Annotated in this window: 11 protein-coding genes, 1 tRNA gene and 1 pseudogene; 6 read left to right on the top strand and 7 right to left on the bottom strand. The window is 62.0% G+C overall.

Annotated elements, in window-relative coordinates; genetic code table 11:
- Positions 1–474 precede the first annotated feature (474 nt).
- Positions 475–549 (bottom strand) — tRNA-Gly (locus tag JQ609_RS11175).
- A 458-nt stretch (positions 550–1,007) separates the two neighbouring features.
- On the opposite strand from JQ609_RS11175, the gene trxA reads away from it, so the two are divergent.
- Complete coding sequence (trxA, locus tag JQ609_RS11170; RefSeq protein WP_212273448.1) at positions 1,008–1,931, top strand: thioredoxin; 924 nt, start codon at positions 1,008–1,010, stop codon at positions 1,929–1,931.
- 89 nt (positions 1,932–2,020) lie between these two features.
- Positions 2,021–2,698: an LON peptidase substrate-binding domain-containing protein gene (locus tag JQ609_RS11165; protein WP_212210268.1), complete on the top strand. Its 678-nt coding sequence runs from the start codon at positions 2,021–2,023 to the stop codon at positions 2,696–2,698.
- Positions 2,699–2,708: 10 nt separating this feature from the next.
- On the opposite strand, the gene JQ609_RS11160 is transcribed toward JQ609_RS11165, so the two are convergent.
- From JQ609_RS11160 to JQ609_RS11150, 3 genes and pseudogenes are all read right to left on the bottom strand, one after another.
- Entirely contained in the window at positions 2,709–5,207 is a 2,499-nt protein-coding gene (locus tag JQ609_RS11160) for an EAL domain-containing protein (RefSeq protein WP_212210267.1), read from the bottom strand.
- A 370-nt stretch (positions 5,208–5,577) separates the two neighbouring features.
- Positions 5,578–5,844, bottom strand: a pseudogene (locus tag JQ609_RS11155) (enoyl-CoA hydratase-related protein); the annotation flags it as partial.
- Entirely contained in the window at positions 5,845–6,195 is a 351-nt protein-coding gene (locus JQ609_RS11150) for a hypothetical protein (protein WP_212273446.1), read from the bottom strand.
- Positions 6,196–6,290: 95 nt separating this feature from the next.
- Here JQ609_RS11150 and JQ609_RS11145 point away from each other — a divergent pair, with 95 nt between their 5' ends.
- On the top strand, positions 6,291–6,830 hold the full coding sequence (locus tag JQ609_RS11145; protein WP_212273445.1) for a TetR/AcrR family transcriptional regulator: 540 nt from the start codon (positions 6,291–6,293) through the stop codon (positions 6,828–6,830).
- A 43-nt stretch (positions 6,831–6,873) separates the two neighbouring features.
- Positions 6,874–7,068: a Trm112 family protein gene (locus tag JQ609_RS11140; RefSeq protein ID WP_212273444.1), complete on the top strand. Its 195-nt coding sequence runs from the start codon at positions 6,874–6,876 to the stop codon at positions 7,066–7,068.
- Positions 7,069–7,126: 58 nt separating this feature from the next.
- Here the strand turns inward: JQ609_RS11140 and JQ609_RS11135 are convergent, their stop codons facing one another.
- Complete coding sequence (locus JQ609_RS11135; protein WP_212273443.1) at positions 7,127–8,347, bottom strand: ubiquinone biosynthesis hydroxylase; 1,221 nt, start codon at positions 8,345–8,347, stop codon at positions 7,127–7,129.
- A 208-nt stretch (positions 8,348–8,555) separates the two neighbouring features.
- On the opposite strand from JQ609_RS11135, the gene tesB reads away from it, so the two are divergent.
- A complete protein-coding gene (gene tesB / locus JQ609_RS11130) occupies positions 8,556–9,419 on the top strand; it encodes an acyl-CoA thioesterase II (protein ID WP_212273442.1) in 864 nt (287 codons plus the stop codon).
- A gap of 19 nt (positions 9,420–9,438) precedes the next feature.
- Here tesB and JQ609_RS11125 read toward each other — a convergent pair whose 3' ends face one another.
- Positions 9,439–10,353 (bottom strand): DUF4339 domain-containing protein, encoded by a 915-nt coding sequence (locus JQ609_RS11125; protein WP_212273441.1) that lies wholly within the window; start codon positions 10,351–10,353, stop codon positions 9,439–9,441.
- Between the two features lie 2 nt (positions 10,354–10,355).
- Entirely contained in the window at positions 10,356–10,670 is a 315-nt protein-coding gene (locus JQ609_RS11120; RefSeq protein WP_212273440.1) for a hypothetical protein, read from the bottom strand.
- A 32-nt stretch (positions 10,671–10,702) separates the two neighbouring features.
- On the opposite strand from JQ609_RS11120, the gene JQ609_RS11115 reads away from it, so the two are divergent.
- Entirely contained in the window at positions 10,703–11,041 is a 339-nt protein-coding gene (locus JQ609_RS11115; RefSeq protein ID WP_192740630.1) for a P-II family nitrogen regulator, read from the top strand.
- Positions 11,042–11,078: the final 37 nt, after the last annotated feature.

Raw genomic sequence — 11,078 nt, 5'->3', positions numbered from 1 at the left:
GTGCTGAACGTATTGCGCTGCTAGGCCCGGAGGGCGTCTGTAAACAAAAGAAAAGCCGCCCGAGACGACGGATGGGATCTTACGTCACCCCTCTGTAACAAGAGCCGCCGCGGTCGAAGGAAAATGCCTCCGATGCCTACGCCAATATACCGGCAGTTTGCTGTAAGGCCTGAAGTTCGTTTCTGAGCGATGATCCCGGCGAGGAGAGCTGATGCCGCAAACAGGTCTGGAAGCTGCGACCCCGTCGTGGCCAATGACTTGCATCCCGCTGGCAACCGTTTGCGCGCAGCAACGGCTGCTGCAGTCCAATCTCGACCATTGCGGAGAGCGATTGCAGCCAATCCTGCGGTACGTTCAAGTTTGGGGCGGTCGGGTTGAGCTAGGGTTTCGCTCCCCTGCTCGCTCCCCCAAAGCTTCGTAAGCAGCCATGGGGCCGGATAGGAATTCCTAACCCATTCTTGTGCCAAGAAAATCTGGAGCGGGCGAAGGGGCTCGAACCCTCGACCCCGACCTTGGCAAGGTCGTGCTCTACCACTGAGCTACACCCGCATCCGAGATGTCGGCGATCGCTCGCCGGCAACGGCAGAGCTATGCCAAATGCAGGCCGTGAATGCAACAGTGCGAACGCGGCCGAAACCACCGAGATAGCCCGATTTTCATAATTTATTGGCGTGAATCGGTCCAAAACGGCGCCCAAACCGCGGTAATCGGTTCCCCTGTCTCCTCAGCGCGAATTCCTGGGTCAAATTGCCGGGAATCCCGCCGATTCGGACTTCCGCCCGGATGCCCCCGATCCGCCCTCCCGGTCAATTCGTCGCGCCGGCTGGACACGTGATGGGGAGGCCGCCCATCGTTCGGGGCAGCACGCTGCGGGCCGGGCCGATTGAATTTTGTGACCAAGCCGCCATCTAGCGGATGAGAACTTCGCGCCCTTCCGTGCTAGAAGGGCGCCAATCTCTGGGACAGCTTTCGAGACCAGTTTTCAAGACATCAGGCGAGGATACATCGTGACGATAATTGAGCAGGGCGGCGGCCCCGCGCCGCAGGCCGTACCCGATCTGATCAAGGATACCACCACCCAGACCTTCGTGAAGGACGTCATCGAGGAATCGAAGCGCCAGCCGGTGCTGATCGACTTCTGGGCGGAGTGGTGCGGTCCGTGCCGTCAGTTGACGCCGATCATCGAGAAGGCCGTCCGCGCCGCCAAGGGCAAGGTCAAGCTGGTCAAGATGAACATCGACCAGCATCCGCAGATCCCCGGCCAGATGGGAATCCAGTCGATCCCGGCCGTGATCGCCTTCGTCAACGGCCAGCCCGCCGATGGCTTCATGGGCGCGGTGCCGGAGAGCCAGGTCACCGCCTTCATCGACAAGCTGACCAAGGGCATGGCCGCACCGGGCGAACCGAACATTGCCGAAATTCTCGCCGAGGCCGAAGCCGTGCTGGCGGAAGGCGATGCGGCTGCCGCGGCGCAGATCTATGCCGAGGTGCTGTCGATCGATTCCACCAATATCGCCGCGTTGGCGGGTCTTGCGAAATGCTACGTGACGACCGGTGCCATCGAGCAGGCCAAGCAGACCATCGCGATGGTCCCGGAATCCAAACGCAATGACGCCGCCGTCAAGGCCGTGCAGGTCTCGATCGATCTCGCCGAACAGGCGCAATCGGTCGGCCCGGTCACCGAGCTGGAACAGAAAGTCGCCGCAAACCCGCTCGATCATCAGGCCCGATTCGATCTGGCGACCGCGCTCAACGCACAAGGCAACCGCGCCGAAGCGACCAACCAGCTGCTCGAAATCGTCAAGCGGGACCGCAAGTGGAACGAGGATGGCGCGCGCAAGCAGCTGGTGCAGTTCTTCGAAGCGTGGGGCGGCGCCGATGAAGCGACCGTGGATGGCCGCAGGCGGCTGTCGACAATCCTGTTCTCGTGAGTTGCGTATTCCGCAACCGTGGACGCCGGTTTTGGATTAAGAATACGCACAAGACATAGACATCTCATGCAGTAGAGCCGGGGCCGCAGATGCCGATCAATGCCGAATACCGCGGACCCGGCGAGCTTCCCGAAATCATTCCGGTGTTTCCGCTACCGGGTGCACTGCTGCTGCCGCGCGGCCAGATGCCGCTCAACATCTTCGAGCCGCGCTATCTGGCGATGGTCGACGACGCGCTGCGCGACGGTCACCGCCTGATCGGGATGATCCAGCCGGATATTTCCCACAGCAAGGACGAAGCGCGGCCGATGCTGTTCAAGGTCGGCTGCGTCGGCCGCATCACCCAGCTCGCCGAATCCGGCGACGGTCGCTACATCCTCGAACTCACCGGCATCTCGCGCTTTCGGGTGGTCGAAGAGCTGACGGTGCTGACCGCGTACCGGCAATGCAAGGTGGATTTCTTCCCCTTTGTTGACGACTTCACCGCGCGCAAGGGCGAAGAGGCAGTCGACCGCGAGGCGCTGCTCGAGGTGCTGACCGATTTTCTCAACGCCAACAATTTGAAAGTGGATTGGGAGGGCATCGAGAGCGCGCCCAACGAGGCGCTGGTCAATGCGCTGGCGATGATGTCGCCCTATGGCCCCGCCGAAAAGCAGGCGATGCTGGAAGCGCCCGATTTGAAGACGCGCGCGGAAATCCTGATCGCGGTAACCGAGATGGACCTCGCCAAGAAGCGCACCAGCGGCGGCGATACCGGCCTGCAGTAGACCGCGCCGGCTACGCCGCGTTCGCGGCTGCCTTGGCCCGCGAGCGCACCATTTTCGCGACTTCGGCGCTCGTTACCGGCGGACTGAAGTAATAGCCTTGCGATTCGAGGCAGGCCTCTCCGCTGAGGATGTCCCATTGTTCCTTGGTTTCCACGCCTTCTGCCGTCGTGGTCTTGCCGAGGCTTACGGCAAATCGAACCACCGCGCGCGCGATGACGCGGGATTCTTTCTTCGGACTCGTCAGCTCGCTGACGAAGCTGCGGTCGATCTTGATCTTGTCGAATGGGAACTTCTGCAAGAAGCTCAGGGATGAATAGCCGGTGCCGAAATCATCCAGGGCAATTCGAACGCCCAGTTCGTGCAGCTGACCGAGCGCAGCGAACACGGCTTCGCTGTCGTGCATGATGGCCGTTTCGGTAACCTCGAGTTCGAGCCTTTGCGGCGCAATTCCCGAACCAGCCAGGGCGCTGATAATGACCCGAACCAGGTCCTTGCTTCTGAACTGAGCCGGAGACAGGTTTACCGCGATCTTGAGATGGGCAGGCCATTTTGCCGCCTCCGCGCACGCCGTCCGCAATACCCACTCTCCGATCGGCACGATCAAGCCGGTTTCTTCCGCGAGCGGGATAAAATCGCCCGGCATGACCCAACCGCGCTCGGGATGATGCCAACGCAGCAGCGCCTCAAAGCCGCTGATCTTGCCGTTCTTGAAGTTGACGATCGGCTGGTAACGCAGTTCGAACTCATTATTGGAAATCGCACTCCGCATATCCCGTTCGAGGTTGCGGCGGGCATGCATGAGTTCGTCGAGTTCCGGCTCGAAGAAGCGGAAGGAACCACGCCCGCCATTCTTGGCGGAGTACAGAGCGAGGTCCGCTTTCTTGAGAATCTCATCGGAATCGGTTCCGTCGCGTGGCGCGACGGCAATGCCGATGCTGGTTCCGACGGTGACCCGGTGATCGCCAAGATCGAAAGGCTCGCAAAGCGCAGCCTTGATGCGTTCGGCGAGCGCCACGGCTTCCACCAGCGGATTTTCCACGCACTCAATGACGGCGAACTCGTCGCCGCCCAGCCGCGCGACCATCGCCGTTTCCCTGACGCACCCCAGCAGCCGCGCCGCAACGGCTTGCAACAGGGCGTCTCCCGTGGGGTGCCCCAGCGTGTCGTTGACCTCCTTGAAGCGGTCAAGATCAAGCATGAGCACCGCGAGATCGGCGCCTCCCCTGCGCGTGATGGAAAGGGCGAGCTCCAGGCGCTTCCTCAGCAGGACGCGGTTTGGCAGATCGGTCAGCGCGTCATGATGGGCCATATGCGTGATCTTGGCCTCGGACCTGCGCTGCTCGGTGACGTCCTGGTGCGTCGCCACCCAGCCGCCACCGGGCATCGGTTGCCTCGTAACGCAGATCAATCGACCATCGGCGAGCTCGTCGACTCGGCTTGCCGGGACGTTGCTTGGCAGCGCATTCAGGGCCGACATCACCTTTGCGGCGCCGTCATTGGTGCCGGTCTTGAGGATGCCGTTGCTGATGCGATGCTCGATGATTTCGCGGTGTGATGTTCCCGCCCGCAACAGTTCCGGCGGCAGCTGATACATCTTCGCGTATCGATCGTTGCAGACGACAAGCCGCTTCTCCGCATCGAACATGCAGAGACCCTCGCCCATGTTATTGATCGCCGAATCGAGCCTGAGCTTCTGCTCCTGCAATTCTCTTTGGGAGCCTTCGACCTGCTGTCGCGCGTGCGAGAGCTGATCGATGATTTCCTCGAATTTGCGCGTCCGGTTGGCGAGGCGGCGATCCGCCAGCACGCCGACCAGGCTCATCCCGAGCACCGACAGCGCCACGCCCGCAATCGCGACAGCGAGAAAGGCGGGAGAAAGTGACATCTCGTCAGGTGCCCGCGTCGGATCGGGGACAATTTCTACCGCGCCCATCGCCGTGAAATGATGCGAGACAATTGCGAGCGTCAGGAAAACCGCCGCGACAAATGTTCCCCACAAATCCTTGTAGCGGACCGCGAACGCGAGCGCCGCATAACCGAACGCCATGCCGATAAGGATGGAGGCGAACACGAGATCGAGCGACCAGGTGACCCGGCCCGGGACTTCGAGCGCCCACATGCCGAGATAGTGCATGCTGGCAATGCCCGCGCCGATGATTCCACCGCCGATGGGCGCACGCCACCGGCCGGGCGCATTGGCGGAGAAGCCGAACCCGCCGGACGTCAGTATCATTGCCACGGCGAGCGACAGTGCCGTCAAGGCCACGCCGTATCCGGTCGTAACACCGGGCTCGTAAGCGAGCATCGCGATGAAGTGCGTCGCCCAGATCCCGTACCCGATCGCGGCGCCCGCAATTGCAATCCAGATCAGCCGCGTCCTGGATTGCGACGAGATCGCCCGATGAAAGATATGGATGGCGACGACGCTTGCGACAAAGCAAACGAGGCCGGCGAGGAGAACAAATCTCCAGTCGTGTTCGACCGTAAGGCAGCTAAGAACGCGGAACATGTCATTCGGCCATGGTTGTACCTCACCATGGTTACCCGCGCTGGCTATTCGACTCCTTAATTTTCTTGCAGGTTCCGAGGGCGTAGTTATCCGCACGTAAAGAGCGAATGTATAATGGTTGAATACATCAGGGATTCTACGGAAAACCTCGATCTATCTGCCCGTTAGTGTGCATTTGATCGATTGAACCGCTCGATCCGGAACCGCGTGCGGAACTACTTTTGCGCTGAGCGAAAGCGGAACTAGCGAGGAAGCGCAGCCGTAGTAGTACGGAACTTTCCGTGGTGATACGGGCTGCGGCAGCGTTGACGTTAATGCGTTTGCTGCGATCATAGAGAAAAACGGTTCGTATTCACGGGTTGCTCCAACTCGGCACCAATCCCCACTTCGCCTCGATAATACCGAGGCGCGTGCCCGGCGCGACGTATCGCATATCGGCACCAAGGGCGAGCTGGAAGCCATCGCCTAGCGCAATGCCGTGAACGGCGGCGATCACGGGGACGGGTAGCTCGCGCCATAGCCAGACGATGTGCTGCACAAAATTGGCGACACCGTGCGTGCGCCGGTCGAGCCCGGCGAACGGCAGGAGAGCACCGCCGTTTGCCACCGCGGCAGTTCTTTCGACGTCGGGCGATGCCTAATATCCCGCGACCGCCAGTGCGACGACGGCGGTCAGCGCCTTCCATCCAAAACCGCGTCCGCGCGACCACCACGCATTCGCCGCGGCGGCAAAGGCGTAGATCGCGATCACGGTAATGACGATCCAGTGCCGCGCGCTCTCGGAGCCGAAGGAAGGCGCTGCGATCAGCAGCACGGCGCCGCCGATCCACGCCACGGTGCCGGCCTGCCACACCAGCCGGATCAGGGTCCGCAGGCTCTCGGGCTGGATGGTCGCTTTGGCGAACACCTTGGTTTCGCCGAGCACGCCGTGAATCAGGGACACCGCAATTCCGGCGGCGCCGGCGCATTGCAGAATGATATCGCGCATCGGATGACGCCTCCATACAGTTGTGTATGGTTATGCGCCGAGGCTTGGCGTCTGTCAATACAGTAGTGTATGGTGGGATGTCGCAGGACGGGAACATGGGCGATCAACTCTCGGGGCAGGATTGGGTCGACCAGGGTCTGAAGACACTGGCGAAAAGCGGCTTCACGGCGCTGAAGGCGGAACCGCTGGCGAAGGCGATGGGGGTGTCGCGCGGCAGTTTCTACTGGCATTTCGCGGATATTTCCGCGTTCCATGCCGCGATCCTCAAGCAATGGCGCGAAATCGCCGCCGAGCAGATCATCGCCGGGGTCGAGGCCGCATCAAAGGAAGAGAATCCGCTCGAGGTGCTGCTGCGCCGGGTGTTCGGCGCAAGACTGGCGCTGGAAAACGCGGTCCGCACCTGGGCCAGCGTCGATCCCGCGGCGCGGGCGGCGGTGCAGGCGATCGACCGCCGCAGGCTCGGCTATGTCGAGAGCCTGTTGACGCAATCCGGCCTAGCCGCGGAGGTGGCCCGCGCCCGCGCGCAAATCCTCTATTGGGCGTTTCTCGGGTTTGCCCTGTCGGACCAGCCGCTGCCGAAAGCGCAGCAACAGGCCATGCTCGACGAAATGCTGCGGATAGCCACCTCGCGATGACAAGTTTGGTGTGCTAAGGGACCGGCCAAGCTGGAGATCACAAATGAATTCGACCGAACGCCTCGACAGCACCGTCGATCCGAAATTGCTGGAAATCCTGGTGTGCCCGATCACCAAGGGCCCGCTGGAGTTCGACGCCGCCCGCCAGGAGCTGATCTCGCGTTCCGCCAAACTCGCCTACCCGATCCGCGACGGCATCCCGATCATGCTGCCGGAAGAGGCGAGGAAGATCGATTGAAGCGGGCGAATAGTGAGTGGCGAATGGCGAATAGGAAAACCATTCGCCATTCGCGTCCTTACAACGCCTCGCCCTTCAGCAGCCGCGGCACTTCGCCTGATAAGCCCGCGGCCTGGCGGATGAACAGGCTTTTCAGCGGCGGCGCGCGGTCGACCAGGCCCAATCCGATGTCGCGCACGGTGCGCAGCAGCGTCGATTCGTTCGAGAACAGCAAGTTCAGCGAGTTGGTCGCAACTCCCATTGCCATGGTGTCGAACCGGCGCCAGCGCTGATACCGTTCGAGCACGTCGGCCTGGCCGAGATCCATGCCGAGCCGCGCCGCATCGACCACGACTTCGGCCAAGGCAGCGACATCCTTCAGCCCCATATTGAGGCCCTGCCCTGCGATGGGGTGGATCACATGCGCGGCGTCGCCGATCAGCGCCAGACGTTCGGCGATGAAGGAGCGCGCGACGAAATAACCGAGCGGAAACGCGCGCGGCTTGTCGAGCGTCTTGACCTCGCCGAGATGCAGGCCGAAGCGCTGCTCGAGCTCGCCATGAAATTCGTCCTCGCCGAGCGCGGTGATGCGGGCGGCCTCGGTGCGGTTCTCGGTCCACACCAGCGACGAGCGCTTTCCGGTCAGGGGCAGGATCGCGAACGGGCCTGCCGGCAAAAAATGCTCTTCGGCGCGGCCGTGATGATCGCGCTCATGGCCGACGGTGACGACGATGCCGGATTGATCATAGTCCCAGCCATGGGTGGCGATCCCGGCGCGTTCGCGCAGCTTTGAGCGCGCGCCGTCGGCGGCGACCAAAAGGCTGGCTTCGATGATCGTGCCGTCCGCCAGCGTCACGTCGACGCCGTCGGTGCGTGAATCGAACGAGGCCACGGCGGTGGCACGCAGCTCGATGCCCTCGGCCTCGGTCCGCGCCACCAGCGCATCGATCAGATAGCGGTTCTCGACCATATGCGCGAACGGCTCGCCGGGCTCGACATTGCCCGCGAAGGTGAGGAACACCGGACGGGTGGCGTCTTCCAGCCTGGAATCGGTGACGACCATGTCTGTTATCGGCTGCGCGGTGGGCGCGATCTGGCCCCAGACGCCGAGCGCCTCGAACAGCCGCCGGCAGGCGGCGACGATCGCAGTGGCGCGCGGATCGCGGCTCGGCTTTGAGGCCAGCGCCGGATCGGCCACGATGACAGGAATATCGCGGCCCAGGCCCTGACGCAGCGCCAGCGCCAGCGCCAGCCCCGCAAAGGCGCCGCCGCAGATGACAATACTTCGCTGTGCCGGCATGCAATCCTTACTCGCGGGTCATGGTCTGTACTTGCTACATGACTATAGCTGGGTGAAACAGAGGCCTGAAACAAGGCCAAACCGTCATTCCGGGGCACGCGCCTTCGCGTGAACCTCAGATGTGCTATCGCACATCGGGGAATCTCGAGATTCCGGGTTCGATACTTCGTATCGCCCCGGAATGACCCAAGCAACCGAAAGTGCCGCCATGTCCGCAAGCGTGACCGACCTGATTTCGATCCTCGACATCGAACCGATTGAGGTGAATTTGTTTCGCGGCAACAGCCCGAAAACCGCCTGGCAGCGGGTGTTCGGCGGCCAGGTGATCGGACAGGCGATGGTGGCGGCGTGCCGCACCGTCGAAGGCCGGCTGCCGCATTCGCTGCACTGCTATTTCATCCTGCCGGGCGACCCGCAGGTACCGATCATCTACCAGGTCGAACGCTTGCGCGACGGCAAGAGCTATTCGACCCGCCGCGTCACGGCGATTCAACATGGCAACGCGATCTTCTCGATCATGGTCTCGTTCCATGCCGAGGAGGAAGGCGCCTTCAACCACCAGGACAAGATGCCGGACGTGCCGCCGCCGGAAAAGCTCTCCGCCGAAGAAGTGGCGAAACAACCGGTGTTCAAGGAGATGCCGGAGTTCATCCAGCGCTATTACGAGATGGACCGGCCGATCGAGTTGCGACCGGTCGAACTCGGCCGCTATTTCGGCGAGAAGATCGACGACGGCCGCATCAATGTCTGGATCCGCACCGCGGCAAAATTCCCTGATGATCCGGCGCTGCATATGTGCGCGCTGGCCTATGCGTCGGATTTCTCGCTGCTCGATGCCGTGATGGCGCGCTACGGCCGCACGCTGTTCGACAGCAACGTGATGCCGGCCAGCCTCGATCACGCGATGTGGTTTCACCGGCCGTTCCGCGCCGACGAATGGCTGCTTTATTCGCAGGATTCACCGAGCGCACAGGGCGGCCGCGGGTTGGCCCGCGGCCTGATCTTCAAGCCCGACGGCACGCTGGTGGCGTCGGTGGCCCAGGAAGGCTCGATCCGCCAGCGCCGGACATAGCGTTTTCGAGCGATCACGCCTACCCGTTCGGCTGCGCGCCTCGCTCGGCCAACACCGTCTGCGACGCCAGCCACTGCCACATCCATCGATACACCCATGGAATCGGGATGATGAAGATCGACGCAATGGCCGCCACGATCGCACGCCACAGGAACTCCAGCCCGGTGCCGATGAACAGCACTTCGCGCTGCGTACCCTGAATGTTGCGGCAGAACCACCGCATCATCGCGGTATACACCCACGCCCAGCCGATGATCGTAAATATCGCGAGCACCCCGAGGATCGAGTATCCCAGAAAGGCCAAGACCGAGCCGGTGAAGCTGAGCCCGAGCGGCTGTCCGTTGGACGCGAGGTTCGCGACGAACCATTTGGCGAACAGCCAGTAGAGCACGATCTGGAGAAGGTTTATCAGATTGCTGAGAACGTCACTGCCGAGGAAGGCGACGGCAATAACGATCGCGATAAATCCGAAATACCAGGGAACGATGGTCATCGCATTGCCGGTGAAGCTGAGGTTCGGACGGCCCGGCACCTTTACGCACGGCACGATCCAGTTGAGATACCAGACCAGGACCCACGGCGCCGGAATCACCAGCACCATTCCGATAATCATCACGAGGCTGCGCCAGACAAACTCCAGGATGCCGAAATCGATCGACAGCGGGCCACCCCCGTAACCGCCTCCGCCCGCATAACCGCCAGCGCCGCTGCTCATCGGCGGCGGGCCGCCCGGTTGGGTAACCGACGGCGGGGCGCCACCCGCCGGCATCAGGCCGGGAATTTCGCCCGCGCGCTGCCAGCCGGACATTCCCTCGGACCAGACCAGCGTGTCGGCCCTGACTGTCCCCCTCGTAATGAGATCGCGCAGCTGGGCTTCCGGAAAAGGCCCCTGTTGCTGGCCATTCGCTGCATAAAACCACGATCGGTTCGACATTTTTAATCCCTTTGGTCGTGGAAACGGCGGAAGCCGGCGGGGCGGCTGGCGAAAAACCCATTCTGTCGGAGGATCATATTCCCTGTACAGTGACCGAGGTCACCGCTTGCAAATGTTTTCCCCTTAAACCTGCAAGTTTTTTGTGCCATTTGCATAGAAAGATGCCAGATTTGGATTTTGGCAGCGCGCCGCCGGGCGGCCTGCCTGCCGAACACGCCCGAAAGAACGTCAAAAAGATCGTCAAAAACACCGCTGGAAAGACCGTCCAAAAGACCAACCGAGAACTTCCAAGAGAAACTTCCAAGAGAAACGTCCAAGAGTGCATCCCAAGAGACATGAAGGCCTGACCATGAAACTCGTCGTCGCGATCATCAAACCATTCAAACTTGACGAGGTGCGTCAGGCGCTGACGGCCATCGGCGTGCACGGCATGACCGTCACCGAGGTCAAGGGGTACGGCCGCCAGAAGGGCCACACCGAAATCTATCGCGGCGCCGAATATGTCGTGAACTTCCTGCCCAAGCTGCGCATCGAAATCGCGGTCGCCTCCGACGTCGCGGACAAGGCGGTCGAGGTCATCACCGCACATGCGCGCACCGGCCAGATCGGCGACGGCAAGATCTTCGTGACGCCGATCGATCACGCACTTCGCATTCGCACTGGGGAAACCGACAGCGACGCGCTCTAAAGTTTGCAGTTCAGTTCAACGCGCGCGGGCAACGACG

The organism is Bradyrhizobium sp. AUGA SZCCT0169 (genome assembly GCF_018130085.1).
Taxonomy (GTDB): domain Bacteria; phylum Pseudomonadota; class Alphaproteobacteria; order Rhizobiales; family Xanthobacteraceae; genus Bradyrhizobium.
This window is presented reverse-complemented; position numbering and strand designations above follow the sequence as displayed.

Coding starts and splice junctions, on each gene's coding strand:
- JQ609_RS11160 (WP_212210267.1), bottom strand. CDS start 5,207: ATGTTCCGCGTTCTTAGCTGCCTTACGGTCGAACACGACTGGAGATTT.
- JQ609_RS11125 (WP_212273441.1), bottom strand. CDS start 10,353: ATGTCGAACCGATCGTGGTTTTATGCAGCGAATGGCCAGCAACAGGGG.
- JQ609_RS11115 (WP_192740630.1), top strand. CDS start 10,703: ATGAAACTCGTCGTCGCGATCATCAAACCATTCAAACTTGACGAGGTG.
- tesB (WP_212273442.1), top strand. CDS start 8,556: ATGTCCGCAAGCGTGACCGACCTGATTTCGATCCTCGACATCGAACCG.
- JQ609_RS11140 (WP_212273444.1), top strand. CDS start 6,874: ATGAATTCGACCGAACGCCTCGACAGCACCGTCGATCCGAAATTGCTG.
- JQ609_RS11165 (WP_212210268.1), top strand. CDS start 2,021: ATGCCGATCAATGCCGAATACCGCGGACCCGGCGAGCTTCCCGAAATC.
- JQ609_RS11150 (WP_212273446.1), bottom strand. CDS start 6,195: ATGCGCGATATCATTCTGCAATGCGCCGGCGCCGCCGGAATTGCGGTG.
- JQ609_RS11145 (WP_212273445.1), top strand. CDS start 6,291: ATGGGCGATCAACTCTCGGGGCAGGATTGGGTCGACCAGGGTCTGAAG.
- JQ609_RS11135 (WP_212273443.1), bottom strand. CDS start 8,347: ATGCCGGCACAGCGAAGTATTGTCATCTGCGGCGGCGCCTTTGCGGGG.